The organism is uncultured Formosa sp. (genome assembly GCF_947500765.1).
Taxonomy (GTDB): domain Bacteria; phylum Bacteroidota; class Bacteroidia; order Flavobacteriales; family Flavobacteriaceae; genus Formosa.
Window position 1 is genome coordinate 100,523 of record NZ_CANMTH010000005.1, and the last position, 25,299, is coordinate 125,821.

At 30.8% G+C, this 25,299-nt stretch carries 22 protein-coding genes; 10 read left to right on the forward strand and 12 right to left on the reverse strand.

Annotated features, from left to right (window positions below; all coding sequences use genetic code 11):
• Nucleotides 1–54 precede the first annotated feature (54 nt).
• The 6 genes from Q1B05_RS11050 to Q1B05_RS11075 form a co-directional block, all read right to left on the reverse strand.
• Nucleotides 55–867, reverse strand: a complete 813-nt coding sequence (locus Q1B05_RS11050; protein ID WP_299780624.1) for a helix-turn-helix domain-containing protein — start codon at nt 865–867, stop codon at nt 55–57.
• A gap of 27 nt (nt 868–894) precedes the next feature.
• A complete protein-coding gene (locus tag Q1B05_RS11055) occupies nt 895–1,827 on the reverse strand; it encodes an AraC family transcriptional regulator (RefSeq protein WP_299780626.1) in 933 nt (310 codons plus the stop codon).
• 4 nt (nt 1,828–1,831) lie between these two features.
• Nucleotides 1,832–2,299 (reverse strand): DUF1097 domain-containing protein, encoded by a 468-nt coding sequence (locus Q1B05_RS11060; RefSeq protein ID WP_299780628.1) that lies wholly within the window; start codon nt 2,297–2,299, stop codon nt 1,832–1,834.
• 18 nt (nt 2,300–2,317) lie between these two features.
• Nucleotides 2,318–3,058: an SDR family oxidoreductase gene (locus Q1B05_RS11065; protein ID WP_299780630.1), complete on the reverse strand. Its 741-nt coding sequence runs from the start codon at nt 3,056–3,058 to the stop codon at nt 2,318–2,320.
• Nucleotides 3,059–3,150: 92 nt separating this feature from the next.
• Nucleotides 3,151–3,756: a class I SAM-dependent methyltransferase gene (locus tag Q1B05_RS11070; RefSeq protein WP_299780632.1), complete on the reverse strand. Its 606-nt coding sequence runs from the start codon at nt 3,754–3,756 to the stop codon at nt 3,151–3,153.
• Between the two features lie 249 nt (nt 3,757–4,005).
• Nucleotides 4,006–4,938, reverse strand: coding sequence for an NAD(P)/FAD-dependent oxidoreductase (locus Q1B05_RS11075; RefSeq protein ID WP_366944367.1), 933 nt, complete (start codon nt 4,936–4,938; stop codon nt 4,006–4,008).
• Nucleotides 4,939–5,095: 157 nt separating this feature from the next.
• Between Q1B05_RS11075 and Q1B05_RS11080 the strand changes: the two genes are divergently transcribed.
• Complete coding sequence (locus Q1B05_RS11080) at nt 5,096–5,473, forward strand: transcriptional repressor (RefSeq protein WP_299780634.1); 378 nt, start codon at nt 5,096–5,098, stop codon at nt 5,471–5,473.
• A 38-nt stretch (nt 5,474–5,511) separates the two neighbouring features.
• On the opposite strand, the gene map is transcribed toward Q1B05_RS11080, so the two are convergent.
• Complete coding sequence (gene map / locus Q1B05_RS11085) at nt 5,512–6,276, reverse strand: type I methionyl aminopeptidase (protein ID WP_299780636.1); 765 nt, start codon at nt 6,274–6,276, stop codon at nt 5,512–5,514.
• Between the two features lie 135 nt (nt 6,277–6,411).
• Nucleotides 6,412–6,939: a DUF4269 domain-containing protein gene (locus Q1B05_RS11090; protein ID WP_299780638.1), complete on the reverse strand. Its 528-nt coding sequence runs from the start codon at nt 6,937–6,939 to the stop codon at nt 6,412–6,414.
• Between the two features lie 994 nt (nt 6,940–7,933).
• Between Q1B05_RS11090 and Q1B05_RS11095 the strand changes: the two genes are divergently transcribed.
• The 6 genes from Q1B05_RS11095 to Q1B05_RS11120 all read left to right on the forward strand — a co-directional run bounded on the left by Q1B05_RS11095 (nt 7,934) and on the right by Q1B05_RS11120 (nt 16,631).
• Complete coding sequence (locus Q1B05_RS11095; RefSeq protein ID WP_299780640.1) at nt 7,934–8,998, forward strand: hypothetical protein; 1,065 nt, start codon at nt 7,934–7,936, stop codon at nt 8,996–8,998.
• A gap of 20 nt (nt 8,999–9,018) precedes the next feature.
• The gene (locus Q1B05_RS11100) at nt 9,019–10,368 is read left to right on the forward strand and encodes a histidine kinase (protein WP_299780642.1); all 1,350 of its coding nucleotides are present in this window, start codon (nt 9,019–9,021) and stop codon (nt 10,366–10,368) included.
• Between the two features lie 10 nt (nt 10,369–10,378).
• On the forward strand, nt 10,379–11,125 hold the full coding sequence (locus Q1B05_RS11105) for a LytTR family DNA-binding domain-containing protein (RefSeq protein ID WP_299780644.1): 747 nt from the start codon (nt 10,379–10,381) through the stop codon (nt 11,123–11,125).
• A gap of 147 nt (nt 11,126–11,272) precedes the next feature.
• Complete coding sequence (locus Q1B05_RS11110; RefSeq protein ID WP_299780646.1) at nt 11,273–14,035, forward strand: outer membrane beta-barrel protein; 2,763 nt, start codon at nt 11,273–11,275, stop codon at nt 14,033–14,035.
• 32 nt (nt 14,036–14,067) lie between these two features.
• Nucleotides 14,068–15,063: a peroxiredoxin gene (locus Q1B05_RS11115; RefSeq protein ID WP_299780647.1), complete on the forward strand. Its 996-nt coding sequence runs from the start codon at nt 14,068–14,070 to the stop codon at nt 15,061–15,063.
• An 854-nt stretch (nt 15,064–15,917) separates the two neighbouring features.
• Nucleotides 15,918–16,631, forward strand: coding sequence for a FadR/GntR family transcriptional regulator (locus tag Q1B05_RS11120; RefSeq protein WP_299780649.1), 714 nt, complete (start codon nt 15,918–15,920; stop codon nt 16,629–16,631).
• Nucleotides 16,632–16,905: 274 nt separating this feature from the next.
• On the opposite strand, the gene Q1B05_RS11125 is transcribed toward Q1B05_RS11120, so the two are convergent.
• Nucleotides 16,906–17,895 (reverse strand): phosphotransferase, encoded by a 990-nt coding sequence (locus tag Q1B05_RS11125; RefSeq protein ID WP_299780651.1) that lies wholly within the window; start codon nt 17,893–17,895, stop codon nt 16,906–16,908.
• A gap of 374 nt (nt 17,896–18,269) precedes the next feature.
• Between Q1B05_RS11125 and Q1B05_RS11130 the strand changes: the two genes are divergently transcribed.
• Genes Q1B05_RS11130 through Q1B05_RS11140 form a run of 3 tightly spaced genes read left to right on the forward strand, consistent with a single transcriptional unit; the run spans nt 18,270 to nt 21,078 of the window.
• Nucleotides 18,270–18,836, forward strand: coding sequence for a hypothetical protein (locus tag Q1B05_RS11130; RefSeq protein ID WP_299780653.1), 567 nt, complete (start codon nt 18,270–18,272; stop codon nt 18,834–18,836).
• A 21-nt stretch (nt 18,837–18,857) separates the two neighbouring features.
• Nucleotides 18,858–19,622 carry a DUF547 domain-containing protein gene (locus Q1B05_RS11135; RefSeq protein ID WP_299780655.1) on the forward strand — a complete coding sequence of 255 codons (765 nt, stop codon included), beginning with the start codon at nt 18,858–18,860 and terminating at the stop codon, nt 19,620–19,622.
• 49 nt (nt 19,623–19,671) lie between these two features.
• On the forward strand, nt 19,672–21,078 hold the full coding sequence (locus Q1B05_RS11140; protein ID WP_299780657.1) for an FAD-dependent oxidoreductase: 1,407 nt from the start codon (nt 19,672–19,674) through the stop codon (nt 21,076–21,078).
• A 158-nt stretch (nt 21,079–21,236) separates the two neighbouring features.
• Here Q1B05_RS11140 and Q1B05_RS11145 read toward each other — a convergent pair whose 3' ends face one another.
• The 3 genes from Q1B05_RS11145 to aldA all read right to left on the reverse strand — a co-directional run bounded on the left by Q1B05_RS11145 (nt 21,237) and on the right by aldA (nt 25,042).
• Complete coding sequence (locus Q1B05_RS11145) at nt 21,237–21,917, reverse strand: Lipl32 family lipoprotein (protein WP_299780659.1); 681 nt, start codon at nt 21,915–21,917, stop codon at nt 21,237–21,239.
• Between the two features lie 147 nt (nt 21,918–22,064).
• A complete protein-coding gene (fucP, locus tag Q1B05_RS11150) occupies nt 22,065–23,363 on the reverse strand; it encodes an L-fucose:H+ symporter permease (protein ID WP_299780661.1) in 1,299 nt (432 codons plus the stop codon).
• A gap of 239 nt (nt 23,364–23,602) precedes the next feature.
• A complete protein-coding gene (aldA, locus tag Q1B05_RS11155) occupies nt 23,603–25,042 on the reverse strand; it encodes an aldehyde dehydrogenase (protein ID WP_299780663.1) in 1,440 nt (479 codons plus the stop codon).
• Nucleotides 25,043–25,299 lie beyond the last annotated feature (257 nt).

Sequence of the window (25,299 nt, forward strand, 5' to 3'; positions counted from 1 at the left end):
ATGAGACAAATGTAATGTGCCTTTGTATGTTACAATTGTAAGAAAACGAAATGATTATTTTGTACTACAAACATCCTGTTGGAATTTTAGATATTGATTTGGTGAATAATTAGTAAAATACTTAAAGTCATGTATCAACTGACTTTGATCATAGTAGCCACAAGTTTCTATAATGTCGAACCAATTTATTTTTGATGGTTGATTTTGTAAAAGTTCAATGACTTTTATAAATCTTTCGTACCTGCTTTTTTCTTTTGCAGTGTAACCAAAGTATTTTTTATGGTTGAGTTGTATTGTCCTTTCACTTTGATTCGTTTCTTGAGCAATTATCTTTATTGGATTAAAAATGGTATAATTGTCTTTGTGATTTTTAAAATTTTCAAAAGCCGTTTCGCTATCTTTTAAATAAGGTTTGCAAAAATCTAAAATCAAATTTACACGGTAGTTAGTTTCTGCATTTTTGATAAACTGCCAGAGATTTGTAAAACAATTTTGATTCAAAATTGCATCAGGATTTATAGGTAACTGGTCTGATACTAACACTTGACTAAATAATCGATAAAAAGCATCATCCTTAAAATTGGCAACCAACATTTCTGTACCAGATGATAAAGTATAGTCGAAAGGCTGTTTTATTGGACCTAAAACAATACACTTTTCTATATTTATTTGGGTATTATTAACTGTATTAAAATGAATTGGCGCACCAAAACTAAAAACCATAATAATTTGGAAGTTAGGTAATAGTGTTTTTGTTATAGTTTGTTCTGTATTGTTTTTAGAACTGTAAAAATGAGAAAAAACAGATTGGAAATCTGTTGGGACATCTATTCTTTTACTTGTTATATGTTGCTTGTCTGTTGTCATTTCACCCCAATTAGGCACATTTAATTATCAATTAAATGTTTTTCTAAATTCCATAGGTGACATTTCGGTCTTACTCTTAAAAAGTTTGTTGAAAGACGTTGGATATTCAAACCCTAAATTATAGGCAATTTCATTTATAGATAAAGTAGTTGTTGAAAGTTCTTCTTTAGCTTTTTCAATTAGTTTGTTATGTATATGTTGTTGCGTGCTCATTCCTGTTAACGATTTCAATACACTACTTAAATAAGTAGGGGAAAGGTGAAGTTCTTTAGAGAGATTTTCAACAGAAGGTAAACCAAGTTCGATTAAGTTATTTTGATTGAAATAAGTTGATAATAAGGTTTCTATTTTTTCCAAAAGTTGATGATTGGATTTATTACGAGTTATAAATTGCCTTTCATAAAAGCGTTCGGCATAATTTAATAATACTTCTATTTGAGATACGATAATTTTTTGACTGAATTTATCAATATTGGTTTGGTATTCTTTTTCTATATTTTTAAAAATATCAATGATTTTTTGTTCTTCATCTTCAGATAAAAATAATGATTCATTGATGTCGTAGCCAAAGTAGTTATATTTTTTGATGGATTTAGCAAGTGCTGTGTTCCATAAAAAATCTGGATGGATTAAAAGTAGCCAACCAGATGGTTTTAATTTATCATCTAAAAAAATATTAGGGTTTCTTTCCATACTCATCACTTGATTGGGTGCTAAAAATGTCATTAAACCTTCATTAAAATCATACTCTTGTTGTCCGTAAAACATTTTATAAGGCACATTTCGTTTTAATCCAATCGTGTAATATTCTTGAATCAGTTTTAATCCTTTTAAATGTTTAGGGAATTCAACTTTACTAAAATCTATCAAGCTTATTAACGGATGTTTTGGAGAAGAAAGATTTGCAAAAGTATGATACTCCGAAATTTTTGAAATTCGTTTTAAGTTTCCTATATCCATTATTTTAAACTTTATTTTTTTTAATAAAGATTGTTATTGTATCGTTTAAAAAGGCAAATATAAAACCTAAAGTTATTGAAATAAAAATAAGCATTATTGGTTTAATTTCGATATTTGGATGCACACCGAAAAATATAATTAAACCCATAAACCAAGCAGGAATATTATGTAGCCCTTTAATTTTTGACATATATGTTAAAGATGTAATGAGTATAAAAACAGCTAAAGGAAAACCAAGGATGCCCAAGTATTGGTTTAAACCACCACCTAATAATTTGATCATAATACCCATAATGATACCACTTGTTATAGGAATAATAGTATATAAAGCTGATCTAAAAGATTTACCAAATAGATAATAACTTACCCAAGCCATAAATAAAACCCAACTTGGTAATTGAAAAGAAAAAGCAATTAATGTAGCTAAAGCACCACATAAACCCATTGTTGAAGCTGTTAAAAATTGTTTCATAATAAAATAATTTATGAGTTATGCCATACCTCCGTTAGCTCCAATATTTTGTCCATTAATCCATTTTGCTTCGTCTGTTACTAAGAAAGCGACTATTTTTGCAATGTCCGATGGTGTTCCTAAGCGCTTAAAAGCATTACTATTAGAAAGTTGAGTAATCATTTCTTTTGATTTACCCTCTAAGAATAATTCGGTTCCTGTTGGTCCAGGTAACACACAATTTACATTGATACCTCTATTGCCTATTTCTTTAGCAAACACACTACTTATTTGCTGTACAGCAGATTTAGTTGCTGAGTAAATACCATAGGTCGGAAAATTTGTTCGTGTTACTGTAGACGAAATATTGATGATGCTTCCGTTGTCTGCTAATTGAGTTGAAGCTTCTCTTAATGTATTAAAAACTCCTTTTACATTAACATTAAATTGTTTTTCAAAAACAGCATCAGTCGTATCTTTAATTAGAGAATTCATCATAATTCCCGCATTATTAACTAAAATATCTACTTTTCCAAAATGTGATATAGCAGTGTCAAATAAATTTCTGACATGTTCTGGCTTACTAATATCTGCTTGAATACTAATAGCTTCAAAACCATTCTGAATAATTTCTTTTACAACATTTTCAGCAGCTACTTTACCACCAACATAGTTAACAACTACTTTTGCCCCATTTTTGGCTAAATTTTTAGCTATTTCAGCACCAATTCCTTTTGAAGAGCCTGTTACAATAGCGACTTTTCCATTTAATACACTCATTTTCTCTGTTTTTTTATTAATAATACAAAGTTGAGTGATTTTCAAACTTAAAACTTTTCCAAATCTGTGTTTTAACTGTCGTTATGTTTTTTTTATTCTTTTTTCTTACATTTTATTAAATGAAAAGGGTAATTCTCAATTACTTCTGTAGTTTCAAATAAACCTAATCTCCCAAATTCTTCTTCTATAGATTCCTTGTTATAAAAGAAAATTTTAACACCACCAAACATTTCAAATCTGTCTTTACTTATATGTTTTCCTTGTCCATAAGTTTGAGCGTCTTTTGTAATAGCTGTAAAAACCATATAACCATTTTCTGTTAACTGGTTAAAACAGTCTTGTATAAGTTTTTTTCTTTCGCCTTTATCCAATAAGTAAATTAATCCGTAACAAAATATTCCATCGAATAATTTATTATCAAAAGGCATTTCGGTTACTGAACCGTGATGAATTGTCAAGTTATTACCAAAATGTTCAATAGCTAAATCAATGGCGGTTTGTGAAATTTCAATTCCAGTAACTTCAATTCCATTTTCAATGAACGGTTGGGCATTACGTCCATATCCAATTCCTGGAATTAGAATGTTTTTTATTTTTTTTTCTATAAAGAAATTCTTTATCAGTTCAGCAGATTGTGCAGGTCTCATTCCCCACAATTCTTTCTTATTTTTGAAAACAGTTTCCCAAAATTCTGTCATAACTATACACAAATTTTATCTTCTAATACATCACATTTAATTCCTTTGGATTTAATTTGCTGTACAATAGTAATTGTATCAATTAATTCTCCCTCAATCCTTAAAATGGAATGACTACAAGGATATGGTTTATTGAAATCTTCCAAGTCAAAATTAATTTTTAAAGTTGAATAATTAATTTTTAAAAATTGTAGAATGTCTTCTGATTGACATTCTGATTTTACGTTTGTTATAAATACTTCAACCATATTAAAAACGCTCTTGTGTTAGTTCATTATTAATAACAGCACCTGTAATGTTTCCACTAGAAACTGCTATTGCAACAGAACGCATCATTGTACTATTGTCACCACAAGCAAAAATGCCTTCTGCTGTAGTTTTTTGCATAGAATTGACCTCAATATGTCCATGTTCAGTAAATTTACAACCTAATACTTTAGGTATGGTAGAGTTTTGCTCAAACGGTACTGAAGCATATGCACATTCATAATTTTCTATACTCCCATCTTTGAATACAATGCTTTCTAACTGTCCCTTTTTATGTTCGATTTTTGAAATTTCTTTTTCTATAATTTTAATATTGTACTGCTTTAATTTATCGAGCAGGCTTTCTTCAAAGTCTTTTGTTCTCGAAGTAATTATTGTTATCTCTTTTGTTAAATTGTTTACTAAAGATGTCAGGTGAAATGCTCTTTCTCCATTAGCAATTATAGCGGTTTTTTTATGTCGTATTTCGTAACCGTGGCAATACGGGCAGTGCACTACCGAAATGCCCCAACATTGGGAAAAGCCATTTGTATCTGGCATTATATCTTTAATTCCTGTAGCAAAAACTAATTTTTTCGAAGTAAAAACATCTCCATTAGCGGTCGTGATTTCAAAACCTTTTTTAATGCTCTTTCCACTTACGGCAAGTCCGTTATAAAATTTGATACTGTCATATTTAGACAATTGACGTTTAACAATTTCAGATATTTCTTGAGGCGTACTTCCGTCTTGGGTCAGAAAATTATGAGAATGTGGTGTTTGGCGGTTACATGGTTTTCCCGCATCTATTATTAATGTATCTCTCAATGAACGTCCTAAAGCCATTGCGGTAGAAAGACCAGCATAACTCCCGCCAATAATTATTACTTCAAATTCTTTTTTATTCATTTTGTTATTATATTCAGCGAAGAGCAATAATGGGTCTCGGTAGTGCACATACTAAACCTGATACCCCAAATAGTTTTATGGTTTCTCTTCTAGTCATTATAAGTCGTTAATGCGAATTGGTCGCAATTATGTTTTGACAAACATACAATCTTTTTGTATTATTGCAACAAATTCGCAATAATAAATGAATCGAAGAAATACACCTACAAAAGACGCTGTCTTAAATTTACTTTCAAATTCAAAAAAGGCATTGAGTCAGGACGCTATTGAAAAACAACTTGATATTAAAATAAATAGGGCTACTATATACCGAGTATTGAATAGATTTTGTAAGGATGATTTAGTACATAGAATTGTTGCTGAGGATGGGAAACAATACTTTGCCATTTGTAAAAAATGTGAGAATCAGGTAGCGGTTATGCAACATCATTTTCATTTTCGATGTTTGTCGTGCGATTCAATTGAATGTTTGCAGGTACCTGTAGCGTATTCAGTTCCTAATGGATATGAAGTTCAAAATGTAAATTGTGTTCTAACAGGGATTTGTAAAGACTGTTCGTAAGTTTTAAACTGCCTAAATAAGGTTATTTAGGCAGAGGCTTAATCCCAAATGTCATTCGATTTTGTTAAAATAACAGGATAGTTGTCTGTTACCAGTATGGTGTGTTCGTGTTGGGTTACATAACCTCCTTTATTTCCTACTAACGTCCAACCATCATTCAGTTCGACGGCAACAGTCGAATTTGTCGAGATAAACGTTTCAATAGCTACTGTTGTGTTTTTCTTGAATCGTTCTCTGTTACTTTTAACTCTGTAGTTTAAGATATTCTCTGGCTCTTCGTGTAAACTTCTTCCAACGCCGTGACCAGCTAAGTTTTTAATGACTTTAAATCCTGATTTTTTTGCTTCAGATTCTATTAAATATCCAATTTCAGAGATTCTCACACCGCCTTTAATATTTTGTATGGCTTTGCGTAAAATATGTTTGGAAGCATCTACAAGAGGTTGATGATTATGAATGTCTTTTCCAAGAACAAAAGAACCTCCATTATCAGACCAAAATCCGTTTAGTTCTGCAGATACATCAATATTAATTAAATCTCCTTCTTTTAATATTTTTTTCTCTGATGGTATGCCGTGTGCCGCTTCTTTATTTATACTTATACAAGAATAACCAGGAAAGCCATAAGTTTCATAAGGTGCAGATTTAGCACCGTAACGCTTTAAAATTTCACCACCATAATCATCAAGCTCTTTAGTTGACATACCAACTTTAGCATATGCTCTCATTAATTTTAGTGTCGTTCCAACAACTTCACTAATTTTTTTCATTCCTACTAATTCTGATTCTGATGTTATTGACATTTTATTTTTTTTAATTGGTTACGAAGTTGTTGTTTAAGCTTTGTTGGCTGTTTTTACATAGTAAAGTTAATAAATAAAAATCGAATAGAATATTCCGCAAGTGGGCGAGCACTAGCAATAAATTATATATACTATTTATGTTTCCAACTTTAATAATTCAGCATACGGATCTCCATCTAATCCTAATAATCTGGCAAAAGCAGGTTCCGTTTTTACTCCGTTTGATTTTAACTCTATTACTTTCTGTTTAAATTCACTTCCTTTTTTATTTAAAACTCTATTTTCAATAATCATATGGCGATAAGCGTTTTGCTTTACGGTAGGAATATTTTGTCCAAAAATTTCAAACAAAAAATGATTCGTTTTAAATTCCGCAATAGTTGATTCCATTCCATCATGTTTGGTTGAATAAACTTTAAAGTCTTTTTTGTCAGAAAAATGTTTTAATAAATATGCTTTAAATTCAGAATGATTTTGACACTCACAAATAATGTCTAAATCACTTTCGGGTACATCTATTTCAATTGGAATAGTTCCTGTCAAAATTGGATTATATTTTTTAAGTTTCTCTAAAATTTTATGTTTTTTGATTTCAGAATAAGCAAGTCTTTGTCTTGTGTTTCCGGATTTTAAATATTCAATATTTCTAAAATTTTCAATCAATTTTTGTTTTTTTTCATATGTCTTGTTCTGAAATATGGCTACAGGTTAAAATTGCTTTTAGGTAGATAATTGATATACCATATTTGGTGTTTTATAATCTAAAGATAAATGTAATCTTATTTCGTTGTATAAATTAATTATATTTTTTTAACTCTTTTGCGTGAGCTCCCTTATCAAAGGTTTGGTCTAGATAAAACTCGTCTTTTAAGATGCCGTTTACGCGTTCAGCCATTGCATCAAGATTCTTTTTTAAGAGTAGTTTGTTAAGCTGTTCAGTCTCCTTTTGAAGCGCTTTAATTCTTGATATTTAGCTTCGCTGAACCACTTCGTTAGGTTTTGTCTTTTGGTTTCACTTTTACTAATGAAATCCTTAAAACTGTGAAGATTTGATATTACACAAGTCTGGTTTAAAAATTCATAACATGCCAAGAAGAAAACTTCCTTATATATTGGCTTTTACAGGTGGGTATATTTGAATGGTATGCGCTTTTCACAGGTTGATGCCGACTACACTGGAATAGAAGAGACAGTGGTAAAAGAATATATCAATTAGTATTAATTTATATCAATTTGATTAGATAGAAATGATGTAAAAACCGTAAATTTGTTAAAAGACGGTAGTATAAATTAAACAACGGACTTAATTCAGGATTAACAGATATTAATAGCGTAGATGGATTTTCAGATAAGAACAAAAATGGAGTCATTCAAGTTTCTATCGGTTATTTCTTTTTTTAAAATTAGTTAATCATATTCAATAAAATAAGAGCAGCCTTTATTTCATGATCCTCATGATTAAAGGCTGTTTTGTCTTCTTTAGATTTAACTTTCAAAGTAGGAATGTTAATTTTTTAGTTTCAATCCATTTTTATTAATAACTGTTTTAAAGGTATTCTATAGTATTAAGGCCAATTTCTCATTTGTAAGCGCCAAATTCTAAATAAGGCAGAATTTATGACGTAAAGGTGCTAAATTTGTTTTAGATCAATTTGTTATGAAAAATGCCCTTTTTATTCTAGCACTGCTGTTATTTTTTCAAAACAGTGTGGCTCAAAAAGTTATTTATTCTCCCGTGCACGACGGGATCAGTTTTCCTGCAACTTTAACAAAAATTGAATTAACAGATTCTGAAACCATACTATATTTCAAGATGCAAGCTGGTACCGCTTTTATTATTCCAGATAACACACATATTATAGATGCTTTAAACCAAGGTCAAAAATTATTCGTGACTAAGGCGGTAGGTTTAAATATTACGGATAATAATTTTGTAAATAACAGCACAGGCATGTTATATAAATTATATTTTCCGCCAGTATCTCATGAGGTTACCCACATTAATTATGGAGAAAGAGGATTTGGAGAATCTAACTGGGCCATTAAAAATATCGACATTTCTAATAGCGATAACTATATTTTTAAAACCTATGCTGCTAGTCCTAATACCGATGAGCAAATAATAGGCTATCCTATAACAATGGAAAATTTTATTGATATTAAAATATCCGAGCATCAAGAGATAGGCCTTTCCGATTTACCGAAGTCCGTTTTTGGGAATTGGCACGATAAATACGACACCTTAATCACCTGTATAACACCTGAGTTTATCTTATTTAATTTTAAAATTTATAGGTATCAAAAACTATATAAAACAGGAGAAAATACGTTTCTTATTGTTACTTCCGGAGGAGACTTTGAAGTTTTAGGTCAGACTTCAGATGTATTAACACTAAAGCATAAAAAGATATTAAATTTAAAACGAGACGATAGAAAGCTTAAGGTGCCTGAAGACTTAAAAGGGAATTGGCTTCATTATGCTGGGGTGAAAAAAATAAAGATTACCGATACTTATTTTTATAACGATGATACCGGTATTCCTAATGTAAATGAGGTTGAAAACAATAAAATTATTTCTATAGGAAGTTCTTCTGAAGGTGAACTTTGGTTTCTTTTGAATAATGGGGAAAACTATAATGCTTTTCAGGCTAAGAAAATAGGACAGAACTATGTTATTACGCCTGCTGGTTTCCCAAATGCAATTTATAGAAAAGTAGAATAATAAATATAATATTAAAAGCCTTGAAAAGTAGCATATTTTTAACATGTTTATGGATTTTAGCACCTGTAATGCTTTTTGCTCAAGGCTATAGGTTGTTGCCATCGCAGTTGCCAGATACTCTCTACGGAACGTGGACAGGTAATCAGTCTCAGAATAGCCTGATTATAACTTCAGATTATCTTGTCCTGCACAATGAATTATTTTATTATGAAGATATCATCCAACAACCAAATGAAATACATATTAGTTGTTGGTATCAAGACAATAAAAAAGACATTGTTATTTCTAGTCTTACTAATGGTAACCTATTTCTAGATGAAGGTACTAAAATTTTAACCTTAACAAAATCGTATACCGAAAATTTAAATCGCATACCTCAATCACTTACAGATGTTTGGTATGATAAAACGAGTAGCATTACACTTAAAGCAGACGAAGTACAGTTTGCTGAAGATATTTATCCTGTAGATTATGTGGCAACCTCAGACAACTTAAACTACATTATAGTCATTTATAGAAAAGGAAATTATGTGGTGTTATACAATACGATTGCAGATACAGATCAGTATTTAAATGTCGGTTTTTTGGAACCACTAGTATTTAAAAAAGCCACGTTTTTTCAGAAAAACAAGAATGGTTTAATCATCTTAGGTGTGCTGCTTTTAATATTGCTTAGTTACTTTTTAATTAAGTGGCAAATTGCCGTCGCTCGAAAGAAAGAACATTCAAAACGTTTATTTACTGAGATGCAATTAAAGAGTTTTCGGTCGCAAATGAATCCGCATTTTTTGTTTAACGCCCTTAGTGCTATCCAAAATTTAATTAATCAAGGTGATAATGAAAAAGCGAATCATTATTTAACCGAGTTTTCGCAATTAATGCGATTAACATTAGACAAAACAGAAAGCGGACTAGTATCTTTAACAGATGAAATAGAATCGATAAGAAAATACCTAGAAATTGAAAAATTACGACTCGAATTTGAGTATCAGATTTTTATTGATGATACCATAAATCAAGATGAATTGGAAATTCCTGCGATGTTGGTGCAACCCTTTGTAGAGAATGCAATTATTCATGGTTTAAAAGAAATAGATACAAACAGGACACTTTCTGTCGCATTTAATACAGACGACAAAAACCTTATATGCATCGTAACCGATAACGGTATTGGTGTTAAAGTTGCAAAAGCTCAAAAACAAACAGATTTGAATCGAAATAAATATGGTTTAAAATTGGCAGAAGACCGTATCCGTTTAATAAATGAAACCTATAAAACCAACGCTAAAATTAACATAACAGATCGCTCTGAATATAGTAATGTAGAAACAGGGACAGAAGTAAAAATAATAATGCCATTACGGTACTAACACAGCCTATATGAAACTTAAAAGTATAATTATAGATGATGAGTTGCATAACCAAGAAAACCTTAAACGGTTATTAGAAATGCATTGTCCCGAGGTTTTAGTTTTGGCTACAGCATCTTCGGCCGACGAAGGTTTGTCTCTTATTACTGAACATGAGCCAGACTTAGTGTTTCTCGATATAGAAATGCCGAAGAAAAATGGTTTTAGTATGTTAGAAGATCTGGCCGTTGTAAACTTCGAGGTCATTTTTGTGACTGCATATAATAAGTATGTTTTAAAGGCAATACGCTCTTGTGCTTTAGATTATTTAATGAAACCAGTGGTGATTTCCGAATTACAACAAGCAGTCCAAAATGTTTTGAATGTAGTAAAGCAGAAAAAAGAAAATCATAAATTAAAGACCTTAGTTGAAAACTTAAAAAGTAATCAAGGACCAAAAAAAATAGCTTTACCAACCGCCGATGAATTGTTTTTTGTAACCGTAGATGACATTATTAGATGTAAAGGCGAGAATAATTATACTATGTTTTACATGACCGATAAGCGTTCTATTTTAGTATCTAGAACCTTAAAAGAATGGGACGAATTATTATCGGCATACGGGTTTATTAGAACACATCAATCCCATTTAATAAATAAAAATCATGTAAAATCTTACGTAAAACGAGATGGCGGTTATATTTTAATGGAAGATGGTAGTACGGTTAGTGTGTCTAAACATAAAAAGGAACAAACCCTTCGCGAATTATCTACTTAAAAGTAATAAGCATAAATTCTAATACTAGGCACCCGAATACTAATTCAATCCTGCCAATAACTCATTTATAAGTAATAATACCATTGATGTGAAGTATTTTTAGATTGATATTATAGTCAATAATAGAAATAAACTTTTTACTATCACATGAAAAAAATACTCGTATTATTAACTTTATGTTTTGTTAGCATAACTTATGCCCAGCAGCAAGCCTTTGAAATTTCAGGATTATTAATTTCCGAAGTAGATAACAGCCCGTTAGAAGCAGCCACCGTGTATTTACAGCGGGAAACAGATAGTACTTTAATAACTTATACCATCTCTAACCAAAAGGGAGCCTTTATTTTAGAAAATAAAATCAGTGATAAGCAGGTCGATTTGTATGTTTCTTCTATGGGGTATAAAACATATAAAACTAAAGTTAGTTTAGATAAACCTGAAATAAATTTGGGGACAATTAAACTTTTAGAAAATACCGCTACACTAGATGAGGTATTAATAAAATCTCAAGCGCCAGTAACCATAAAAAAAGATACTTTAGAATTTAATGTGAAGTCTTTTAAAACAAAAAAAGATGCGAATATAGAAGATTTGCTGAAAGAATTACCTGGTGTAGAAGTGGATCCCGATGGTAAGATAAAAATTAATGGAAAACCCGTTAATCAGATTTTAGTAAACGGGAAGGCTTTTTTTGGAGACGATCCAACTATTGCAACCCGAAATTTAAGTAAAGACATTATTGAAAAAATTCAAGTCTCAGATACTAAAACCGATGATGAAGCTTTTACAGGAGAAGCGGGAGATGGCGAAAATAAAACTGTAAATCTGGTTATTAAAAAAGAAAATAATAAAGGTGTATTCGGACGTGTAGCTGCTGGAGGCGGAACAGATAAACGTTACCAACTAGCAGGTATGTACAATCAGTTTAACGACGATTTACGAATAAGTGCCTTAGTTGGAGTTAATAATATTAATGAACCAGGCTTTAGTTATGGAGAAATAGATAAAATGTTTGGAGGTAGAGCATCTTACGATACTAATAGCCAGATTTTTAATTATGGTGTCGATGGAATTATTACATCCAGAAATTTTGGTTTTAATTATGTCGATGATTGGGGAGAAGTCGCAGAAGCTTCAGCCAGTTATTTTGGTTCGAATACTCAGAATGAAAATGAAAGTATTTCAGAACGTGAAAACATATTGTCAGACAGTCGGTATTTTACGAGCTCCTATTCTAAAGCTTCACAAAATGCAGAACAACACGGTATCGATTCAAATATTATATTTAAAATAGATTCTACCTTGTTAATAACCTTACGACCACAGGTGAGAAAAATAAACAGAACCAATACTTACCAAGAAAACCAGAACTCTTATGGCGAAGAGGGCACAGCTATTAATAACTCTTCTAGTTATTCGTTTACAGAGACTGAAGAGTCCGAATTTCAGAACAATACAAACGTTACTAAGCTTATAGGAAAAAAGGGGGAGTTTTTAAAACTAGATGTGTTTTATAGAACCATTCAAACTGATGATGAAAACAGTTTGGAAAATGAAGTAAATATACTTGGTGATACACCGGAAACTACAACCCTTAATCAGTTGCGAGAAACCGACAATTCAGACAAAACATTTATTGTAGCTGCTGCTTACAGATTACCACTAATAGATAAAGCATTGTTTTTAGATCTTGGTTATGGTTACCGAGATAATACTAGATTAAACACAAGGACATCGTTCGATTATAATGATGATTCGTTAGACTACGAGCCTACCGCAAATACAGCTTTTAATTCAGATTACGAGTATGCCAATATTACAAGTACACCAACTGCGGCTTTGGAGTACAAAAAGGATAAATGGAGCACGTCTTTAAAAACAGATATTATTTTTAGAACACTTGAAAATAAGGATGCCTTACGTCCAGAATTCGATTTAAAACGTCATTTTAACGCTGCGGCAGTACAGTATCGTTTAAACTATAATGGTACTAAAACTCGAGTAGGCTTACGTTACGACTTAAGAAACGATGTGCCATCGCTTAACCAATTACAAACCTTTGTAGATATTACAGATCCCTTAGATATTGTAGTTGGTAACCCCGATTTAAGTCCTACAGATAATCATAATTTCAATATCTACTTTAATAAAAATAATTTTCAGAAAGGTGTTAGTTTTAATTTATATACTTACACGAGTATTATAAACGATGCGGTAATTTCTAAAACAAGTATTAATGAAAATTTAGAAAAGGTAACTACGTACGAAAATGTAGATGGAAATTATAGGTTTTACATAGACGCAGGTTTTAATAAGAAGGTTAAAATAGATAGTTTAATAACGCTTAATTTAAATGTAAGTGTAGGGAATTCAATAAACAGATATATAAACTTTACTAATGATGTGCAATATGCATCGTTAAGAAAATCTATAAGGCCAAATTTAGGTTTAAGATTTTTATGGAAAGAGGTTGCGGAATTGAGCGCCTATTATAATATAGATTTTACCCATAATACCTTTGATACAAATGTATTTAATACACAAGAATACACAGAACATCGCTTGTATCTTAATTCTAGGAATTATATTGGTAAAAAATTAGAATGGAGCAATGTTATAAATTACAATTATAATCCCAATATAGCAGATGGTTTTGAAAAAAGTGCCTGGTTTTGGAATTCTACCTTATCTTATTCTGTCTTAAAAGATCAGGGATCTATAACGCTAAAAGCTTACGATTTATTGAATCAAAATAATAACTCCAGACGGGTTATCAATCAGAATTATATAGAAGATAGGCAAAGCAGTGTATTGCAACAATATTTTATGATAGGCTTTAGTTGGAAGTTTAATACCCTTGGAAAAGCGGGAGAATCTCGAGGAGGGAATAACATAATTATTAGGCGATAATATAGTCATAGATTCTTTAAAAACGGAACATCATGAAAGTCATTGTATTTTTAATATTAATAATGTTTACGTCTTGTAATCAAGAACCAAAGTCTGAATTCTCATTAAGAGGAACGACTAATGCATTGAAAAACGGAACCGTTTTGTATCTAATAGATGCTGCTACAGAAAACGTAATAGATTCTGTAAACGTTCAGGATAATCAATTTTATTTTAATTCTCGGTGCAGTAATTTTCCGTTTCTGGGTGTTTTAAAAAGCCCGGATAATGTTCTGTTTAATGATTTTTGGATAGAAAATGAACCCATGATATTTAATGCTTCAGCCGTAAATTTTGGAGATGCAGAAATTCTTGGATCTTATTCTGAAACAACATACACGAAGTTATATAAAGCAGTGGACACGCTTACAAGAGAGGAAGGTAAAAACATACTTACGGATTTTGTAAAAAGCAATTCTGATCATATTTTAGGAGCATACGTGCTTTCAGAATGGTATATCTCTTGGAAAAAAGAATATACCGAACCATTATATAACCTGTTTTCAGATAATATTAGAAACTCCATTTACGGTAAAGAAATCTGTAAATATATTGCCTCTTATCAAAATCCGAAAATTGGAGAACACTATGTGGATTTTGAAAGTACCGATCGGTATGGCCAAAAGAAAAAACTTTCAGAACTTAAAGGAAAATTAATCCTTTTAGAATTTTGGGCAAGTTGGTGTGCACCGTGTAGAACCGATAATAAAAATCTGGTTAACTATTACGATGAATTTAATGCCTTAGGATTCGAAATTTTTCAGGTGTCTTTAGATCAGGATAAAACACAATGGTTAGAAGCTATAGAAGAAGACAATCTTAATTGGACCAATGTAAGTGATTTGAAATTATGGAAAAACGAAGGCGCAATGATGTATGGAATAAACTTACTTCCTAGTAATTATTTAATCGACCAACATGGTACTATAATTAGCCGAAATTTACGGGGAAAAGCATTAGAACAGAAAATTAAAGAAATACTAGAGTAAGACTTAAACGTGTATTTAAAGTTAGAAAGATTATTCATTTTTTACCTTAACAGTTTTTGTTGTATATCGCCTTGTTTCGTGATTTTTTCTCCTGTTCTTTATATTATAAGCTATTACGATAATGGCGATTTATACTTAGTTAGAATCAAATAAAGAAGCTTAAAATCTCTAGATTTTGAAGAGGTTTTTAAAGAAACAGAATTGTATCATAAAAAGGGGGCTTAGTCGATGAAAATTTTTGTATGGTGTTCCTATTTGCGTGTGGATTCCAAAAAAAATTAATGCAGCATTTGAGTATAATAAAAATTTAACTTCTATCTTTTTTAAGTTGTTAGTGTCTCAAATTCGGATAAAAGCAACGAATTAAATAAAAACGATTTGCCAATACAGTATAATAAAAATATTCGTGCTCAAATATGTGTTTGTATTTACTATTACCATTATCAGTAATTTAAACTGATTGTATAAATTATAGTATTAGATAAAGCGGAATACAATTTTTTACATTCAGAAAATCACTATTGTAATAATTTTTATTTTTTGTTTTCAATACAATCATATTCATATAATTTACATCTCAAATCAATACTTTTTTTTTATCATTAATATCAGTATAAAAATGCCTAAAAGTATAGTGGTTTTGGTCTAAGCGTATAAAAAAAATATCTGTTGTGTTTAATTTATATTAAATTTATCAAAAAAAATATTAATATAGTTTACAGATAGTAATTCAAATCTTTAATAAATTTATTGGCAGAAAAAATAAACGTTATAGACAAAGTTTTAGTCTAAAGTTTATAAATTGTTTTATTTGATTTGACTGGTTAGTCAGACTTTTAATAAGCAAAAGGAGTATGTATGAAATAAAAAGTAACTTAAAAAGTTACAATCAAGAAGTGTTAAATTCTATTATCTCGAAAATAAGAGATTTAATTAATTATAAAAATTTAGAACTTGGAGATAAATTACCATCGGAACGGATGTTATCTGAAAAGTTTGGTGTAAGTAGAAGTGTTGTACGCGAAGCTATACAAAAGTTAGAGTTTTATGGCTTGTTAAAATCTATTCCCCAAAGTGGGACATTTGTTGCAAATATTGGAACGATTGGCATGAATGGAATGATTGATAGTATTTCTCGTTTAAAAAGTCCTGATTTTAAATCGTTGGTAGAAACAAGGATTTTATTGGAATTAAAAACTGCTGGATTCGCTGCTTCTAGAAGAACAGATCGAGATTTAATTCAAATTAAAAATGCTCTTGATGGGTACTGTGAGAAAGTTTTAAAAGGGGAAGATGCTGTGCAAGAAGATTTATTATTTCATTTAGCTATAGCCGATGCTTGTGATAATAGTACTTTAAATAGTTTAATGCTTATTATTACTCCTGAAATTATTACTAATTTTAAAAAGCATCATGTTTGTGATGAAAATCGAGCAGTTTCAGGCATCCAAGAACACACAGAAATTTATGAGGCTATTAAGGATCAAAACCCGAAACTAGCCAAACAAAAAATGAAAGATCATTTTAAAATGTTATATCAATATTGTTATAATTGTATAGAAGAATAATATTTTAAAGTTAGAGAAGAACCGGAACGGAAGATTGTTTCTATATCTAATCTAAAATTTATTATTATTAAAGATGTCCTTCAAAATCTAGTAAAGCACGTCGTGCATATTTTACTTCCTTATTGTTTTTTTTTATAGAGAAGAGACTTCTAAGAATTTTTTAGAAGGTGTGTCTAGCATACTTCTTATAATATAGATGTTTAACCACATTTAGTCTGTGCCATAATACTATTTGTAAGTAATATAATTAATAGTAATGTGTAAAATTTTATCCTTATGTTGTAATTAAATGATAAGCGAATGCTAGTAGTTTTTCTTTGTCTTTAATGTTCGATTGCAATGGTAATTGTGCTAATCCTATTAAACGCCGCATAATTTCTATACCAATAAATCCATTTAAAATAGGTTGATTTAACGCCTCAAAATTATAATACTTTTCAATGACTAAATCTATAATACTTTGTTTCTGATTAGATAAATATAAATGCGCAATAAACACACCCAAATCGAATTCTCTTAAACCGTAAAAACAAAATTCAGGATCTATAATTTTAATGCCTTGGGTGGTCGATAACCAACTGGCAGGATAATAATCGCCATGCAGTAAGTATTTACCATTGGCCATGTAATGTGTACCTAAAAGTGCTACTTTCTGTTTTAAAAGGGCATCTTTCTTATAATTTAAAGCTAAAGTTTGTAAACCTTGCTGTATGCTATCTAAGTCGAAGCCATTTTCTTCTAAAAAAGGATAATGAAAGATGTGTTCGTAATTTAATTTACGCATTTCTAAATTGGCTAGTTCATTATCTAGGTCTTCTTTTTTAAAACTGTCGTGTAATAAATTTAGATATTGTACTAAAATATTAATATCGTTTTTAGAAAGCGTGTGATCTAATTTATATAAGGTATTAAAATCATTTGCTTGTCCTAAATCTTCTAAAAGTAAAATGTTGTTTACGGAATCTAAGCCTAGTATTTCAGGCATTTTATTTTGAAGTGTTTCTTTGGTGCTTATTTTTGTATAGAATGCAGCTTCAGTAAGAACACGTTTTTCTGGCGCTTTAATTTGTGGATATTTTTCTACGTAACCGCGTGACTGTTTAATAATAAAGGAACCTTGATTTGTGGTTATACGCAATACATAATTCATATTTCCCTCACCAGCTTTAATGCAAGCAAGAATACGGTCTTTATCAGACAGCCATCGATTTTGTTTTAAGTAATGCTCCAATTTATTCGGTGCATTAGCATCTAATATAAACATAGTTAACTGTTTTTTTAAGTATCATCTCTAAACTAAAATAACTTTAGTATTGCTGCAGTTTTGTTAGTTTTTTTGAATTCAGTTGTTTTGTAATCACCAAAAGTATTCAAAATAATGTTGTAATATATAAAGTCTTTTTTCTAAAATGATTGGCTTTAATTCTATATTCTGAATTATTGTTCCACATCGGTTAATTTAATGTCTTATAAACAGACGTAACTAAAATCTATTCCTGACATTTAAATTTTTAGCTTTCTCGTTTTATAATAAGATTTACTCTTTTAAAGGTGTTACAATATGTGTTTAAAAAATAATTGTGAATTTTTATTTGTTAGGAAAATAAATTATTAGCGTCTTTAAACTAAAGAACTTAAATGAAAAAAATCTTAGTCATTGTATTTTTTGCGGCTTCATTTTTAGTTAATGCTCAAAAAAAGGATGGTTTTAAACGTAAAATTGAATTTGGAACAGAGCTTCAATTATATCCTGCCGGATTTATGCCCATGCTAACTTCTAATGTATTTTTAAACGAAAAGTGGGCCTTACGATTTAGGGTTGGAGGGAATTTTGCAGACAGGCAAGATTTTAGTGAATATAACGATGATGAAACAGCCCAAGGGGTTGGAGGAAGTTTAGGTGTAGTGAGATACGTTCCTTATGGAATGGGACATTTTATTGCAGGTGTGTCTTTAGATACATGGAATATGTGGACAGACTGGAAAGATGGATTAAACACTTTAAATCCGACATCGGGAGAGACTTATAATGTTGTCTTGCAACCATGGGTAAACGGAGGTTATTTGTTTAACTTATCACGGCATTGGAATGCAGGTGCTTCTTTGGGATTTGGTAGAGAAATTAATATTATTACACGCGGAGAAAAAGTTGGAGAAGGTTGGATCGGGATATTGGCGTTGTCTGTAAACTATATATTTAAATAATTTAATACAAATACTGCATACATGAAAAATTACTTTTTAATTCTATTAATAGCGCCTTTAATGGGATTTTCTAATCTTAAAACAGTGAGCGAATTACACGTTAATTTTCAGAAATATAATGTAAATACACTAGAAATACCAATGTCTGTAGATCATACACTTTGGAATACGCTATTGTCTAAATATGTGACAAAGAAAGGGCATGTAAATTACGAAGGTTTTAAAACAGACGAAGATAAACTTCAAGATTATTTAAACGTTTTGAAAACTCATGCGCCTTCAGAATCGTGGACTAAAAATGAAAAATTAGCGTATTGGATTAATGCCTACAATGCCTTTACAGTGAAATTAATTTTAGATAATTATCCTGTTAAAAGCATAAAAGATATTAAGAATCCTTGGGATCAAGAATTTATTGTAATAGCAAATAAAACCTATAGTTTAGGAGATATTGAACATAAAATTCTTCGTAAAATGGATGAACCTAGAATTCATTTTGCTATAAATTGTGCATCGTATTCTTGTCCTAATTTATTGAATCAGGCTTATATAGCAGAGACATTAGAGGCTCAGTTAGACGTTGCAGCACATCGTTTTGTTAACGATACTTCAAAGAATACAATCTCTAAAGATGCTGTTGAAATTTCAAAGATTTTTGATTGGTTCTCTAGCGATTTTAAATCTTACGGGAGTATAATCGATTTTCTGAATAACTATAGTACAATCAAAATTAATAAAAACGCTAAAGTAAAATATAAGGATTATAACTGGAACTTGAATAAATAAGCCTCCAATTTGTTTTAAAACAACTAACTAATTTACATACAAAAAGAATATGAATACAATAGATTTATATGGCGCAGATTGGTGTCCAGATTGCCAGAGAGCAAAAGCATATTTAAAAGAACATCAAATAGATTTTAAGTTTATAGATGTCGATTTAGATAAAGAAGCTACAGCAAAAGTTGAAGCCATAAATAAGGGAAAACGTATAATTCCAACGGTTATAGTTAATGAAAAACCCTATACAAACCCTGATAATGCCACCTTGGCAAATCTTTTAGGAATTAATAAGCAAGGCGTTATAAAATTGTATGGTGCAGATTGGTGTCCGGATTGTCAGCGTGCAAAAACGTATCTACAAAATAACGAGATTAATTTTCAATACATTGAAGTCGATAAAAATAAATGGGCAGCAGATTTAGTAGAGCAAACCAATAACGGAAAACGTATTATTCCTACTGTGTTTATTAACGAGACTTCGTATACGAATCCAGATAATTCCATTTTAAAAGAGGTTTTAGATATTGGTAAAGAAGCAGAAAAAACGGTTTTTGATACCATAATTGTTGGTGCAGGTGCAGCAGGTTTAACGGCTTCAATTTATATTCAACGCGATCGATTTAATTCTTTAATTCTTGAGAAAAAGAATATTGGCGGCAATGCATTTTTAACTGAAAAGATTGAAAACTATCCAGGATTTACTAATATTTCCGGTCCAGAATTAATGACTAAAATGTCTGAGCAAGCTAAAACCTATGGTGCTAAAATTGAAACGGGTGTAGCAGTAAATAAAATAAGCAAAAAAAGAAATGAATTTGTATTAGAAACTAATATGGGCGAGTATGTAAGTAAAAGTGTAGTACTTGCTTTAGGGTCTACTTACAGATTATTAGGAATTCCGAATGAAGCCGATCTTATTGGTGGTGGTGTACATTTTTGTGCCACCTGCGATGGTGCGTTTTATAGAGATCGTGAAATAATTGTTATTGGTGGTGGGAATAGTGCTTTAGAAGAAGGTATATTTTTATCAGGATTTTGTAAAAAAGTGAGTATTGTTAACCGAAGTAAAACATTTTCAGCTTCAGAAACGTATATAGATAAATTGCCTAGCATTAAAAATATAGAGACTTATATGAATAAGGAATCTGTAGCGTTTTTAAAAGATGAAAACGGAAATTTTAAAGGTTTACAGATTAAAGATAATGAGACTGGTGAGGTTGAAGAATTACATGCCGATGGTTCATTTATTTTTATTGGTCTGATTCCTAATACGCAAAATGTAAAAGATTTTATCGATTTAGATCCTAGAGGCTTTATTAAAACTACAGCTTTAGGGGAAACTAGTGTAAAAGGTGTTTTTGCAGCAGGAGATTGTAGGGAAGGTGCTATTGCTCAGGTAGCAGCAGCAACAGGAGAAGGTGTTTTAGCAAGTTATGGTGTGCGCCATTATTTTAAATAATTAAAATGAAAAACTGGTATTTACCTATAATGATGTTACCTGGAATTGCCATAATATTGGCTACACTTTCAATATTTAAATTAAAAATACTTCTAAATAATAAACAAAAAAAATCCAAGTCTTTTGACTTGGATTTTTAATATATTAAAAGAAAATGATTATTTCATTTGCTCTAATAGCCCTTCGATTGTATTAGACATTACAACACCTGGTAATTTTATTGGAGACCCTATTTGAGCAAGGAACGTTCCGTTTACTTCACCTGTTTTGTAAGTTGTAAATCCAATTCTGTATAATCCTTTAGTTAATGCTTTTAAAGGATCTCCAACTTGACTTTCGTAACGTAAAAGTGAGTTGTAAGAACTACCGCTTGGTTGTTTTGGCATTTCTCCACTATCGTCATTACTTGCTAATTTAGTCCAAGTTGCACTTGCAGAACCAGCAATTTTATCTTCTGTGAATACACTAGATCTTTCTAAAGTGATGTAAGTATCGAAAAAGTCTTTAGAATCTTTGTTTTCTTCATATCCAGCTCCAATAATTGCGTTTTTAGTTTTTGCATCTCCTGCAGGAGACATCATTCTTAATCCTAATTCAGGAGCAACAGCAGGAATCCATACATAAATGTAGTAAAATTTCTTACCATCTTTTACTTCATCTTCAGAGCCAGGAGCAGCGTGTCCTAAATAACTAATAACATCGGTGTAAGGAACTTTTTTTGTAACAGGACCTACTTTTTTCTCGATAGAACTACCGAATGATTTTAATTTTTGAGCATTAATGGTACTCACTGTAAGTGCGAAAACAAATAATAAACTTACATTTTTAATAAACTTCATATTGTATTGGTTTTTAATTTCGCGCAAAATAAACCTTATTAAATTAATATGCCACAATTATTGTATTAATTGTTAATTTGGGTTTTTTAACAAAAAAAACGTATTAATTTAACTTATATGGTTAAGGAATCATTGTAATATGAATTATTAATCATGTACCCTTAAAGTTCTGTATCCATAAAAAGCAATCACACAAAAGCAAATAAAAGGAAGGATAAATGAGAAATTTACTCCAGATAGAGGACCTATATGTTCGATATCAATAAGTGTTCCTTGCAAAATAGGCATTAATGCACCGCCTACAATTGCCATAACCAAACCGGCTGCTCCTAAGGCAGAATCTTCTTCGCTTAACCCATGTAATGCTATACCATAAATTGTAGGAAACATTAAAGACATAAAGGCAGAAGTTGCAACGAGTAAGTAAAGTCCTAAAATACCTTCAATTAAAATGACTCCAGAAATGGTTACCATAGCACCTAGAGCAAAAATCATGAGTAATTTTCTTGAGTTTATATATTTCATTAAAAATGTACTTATAAATCGACTTGCTAAAAATATTGTCATGGCCAGAATATTATAATTTTGGGCCTCTGCTTTCGAAATTCCTAAGTGTCCAGCATATTGAATAATAAATGTCCAACACATAATTTGAGCAGCAACATAAAATAACTGGGCAATGACACCTTCTTTATATTTTTCGTTTTTGAATAATCTTTTAAATGAAGATGCTGCACTAGTTGGATTATCATTAACGGCTCTTTTAGGCATTTTAGTAATAGATATTACAACTAACATTGCTATCACCACAAAACCAAGAATGACATAAGGGTTCCTAATAATTTCTAAATCGTGGGTTCTAATAACTGCTTTTTGCGCTTCGTTTAAGGTGTTAAAAACAAGTTCGCCTGCTTCATTTCGTATGTCAGAATCTAAGGCAACAAGTATAAATTTTGAAGCCACAAACATGCCAAAAAGAGAACCAATAGGATTAAAGGCTTGTGCTAAATTTAAACGTTGTGTTGCTGTTTTAGCATCTCCCATAGATAGAATAAAAGGGTTGGCGGTTGTTTCTAAAAAAGCCAAACCAAAAGTTAAAATGTAAAGCGATCCTAGGAAGAATCCGAAAACCTCATATTTCGCTGCAGGAAAAAAGAGTAAGGCACCTATAGCATATAACGATAAGCCTAAAAGAATGCCCTTTTTATAAGAGTATTTTCTAACAAATAATGCTGCAGGTATAGCCATGGTTGCATAGCCACCATAAAAAGCCAATTGTACTAAAGCGGCTTTTGCTGTAGATATTTCCATAACCGTTGCAAAGGCTGCAACCATAGGGTTGGTAATATCATTGGCAAAACCCCAAAGGGCAAATAAAGATGTTATTAATATAAATGGAATTAAAAATTTTTTGGATACAATAGGAGGTTGCATTGTTGTAGTCATAGTAAGTTTTAGGCCGTACTATTTAAGAATTCTATAATGTTTTAAAAGGTGTTATTACGTTTTAATAATGCAATAAGATATAAATACAGTAAAAATACCGGTTAAAAAGTAATGAATTTAATTAGTAGGTTAGTTTTAAAAATAAGTTTGAAGTTTAGTGTAAAATAAATCAAGTTGAAATAGATAAAACTATTCCAACTTGATTAGATATAAAAATGAAACATGATCTTGATTTACTATTATCTATACTGAGCATATATCACTTTGGTTTGAAGATATTCTTCCATACCATGTTTTCCATCGGCACCACCTAATCCTGATTTTTTCCATCCTGCATGAAATCCTTGAATAGCTTCAAAATGTTCTCTGTTAACATAGGTTTCTCCAAATTGTAGTTCTTGAGAAGCATGCATGACTTTATTGAAATTTTCTGAGAAAATTGAAGATGTTAGTCCGTATTGGCAGTCATTAGATAAGGCAATAGCCTCGTCTAAAGTTGCAAATTTCATTACCGGTAATACTGGTCCGAAAACTTCTTCTTGTATAACTTGCATGTTTTGAGTTACGTTTGTAAGTAGGGTAGGTTGGTAGAAATATCCTTTATCAAATTGGCTAGATCTGCTTCCGCCTACAACAACTTCTGCTCCTTCTTTTTTAGCATATTCAACCATTTCAGAAATTTTATCTAATTGGTCTTTATTTACTAAACTACTCATGTCTGGATTGTTTGTTGCAAAAGCATCTTCAACCTTTATTTTAGTAAATTTCTTAGTTACCTTGTCCATAAACTCGTCGTATATAGAATCTTCTACATAGACACGTTCTGCACAATTACAAACCTGACCGCTAAATATAATTTTTGAGCTTACTACAGCATTAACTGCTAAATCTAAATTAGCATCGGCACACACTATAGCTGGTGCTTTTCCTCCTAATTCTAAAGATACTTTTGTAATATTTTCTGCTGCGGCTTCCATAATTTTCTGACCAGCACCTACACTACCAGTTAAGCTAATAATACCCGTAATTGGACTTTTAGAGAGTGCATTTCCAACAATACTCCCTTTACCACAGACAAAGTTTAATACACCACTTGGGACGCCTATTTTTTCTATTAACTGTGCAAATTGCATAACCGTATTTGGAGCTACAGAACTTGGATTAATTATACAGCTGTTACCTGTTACTAGAGATGGGGCAATTTTTCTAGCCATTACAAAGAATGGAAAGTTCCATGGTAGAATTCCTACAGCGACACCAATAGGTGCTTTATGTAAAAAAATATGTTCTTTTTGTCGGTCACTTTGTATAATTTCTCCTTCTATACGTCTTGCCCAACCTGCGTTATAATCAAAGTAATCTGCAGTGACATCAATTTCAACCTGAGCTAAATCTATTACTTTAGCTTGTTCTTTAGCTAGTGTTTCTGCAAGAGCTACGCGGTTTTCGCGAATAACATCAGCCATTTTGTGTAAAAATTTGGCTCTTTCTATAGCTGATAAAGATTTCCAAGCATGCTGTGAAGCTTCTGCAGCCTCTAAGGCTAAATCTGCATCTTTAACACTTCCTACAGGCATTAAGGATAATACTTCTTCTGTACAAGGATTTAAAATTTCAATAACATCTGTAGACGTAGATGTTACAAACCTTCCGTTTATAAACTGTTCAAATGGTTTCATAATTTCTTTAAATTTAGTGTGCATAAATACAAATGGTTTTACCTAATTATATTTAAACATTTGTTTGAGATACTCTGTTTTAATTTATTTTTAAAGTCTATATAAGGTATAGGCTGTGGTTAAAAAAATAAATATGGTTTTGCTATTATCAAACTTAAAGATATGACTTCAAAAAGTTTTATCTATAATTATCTATTTTATGTATAATTTAAACAATTGTGAATATTTTAACTATTTTTTTGATGAATTTTAAGTCG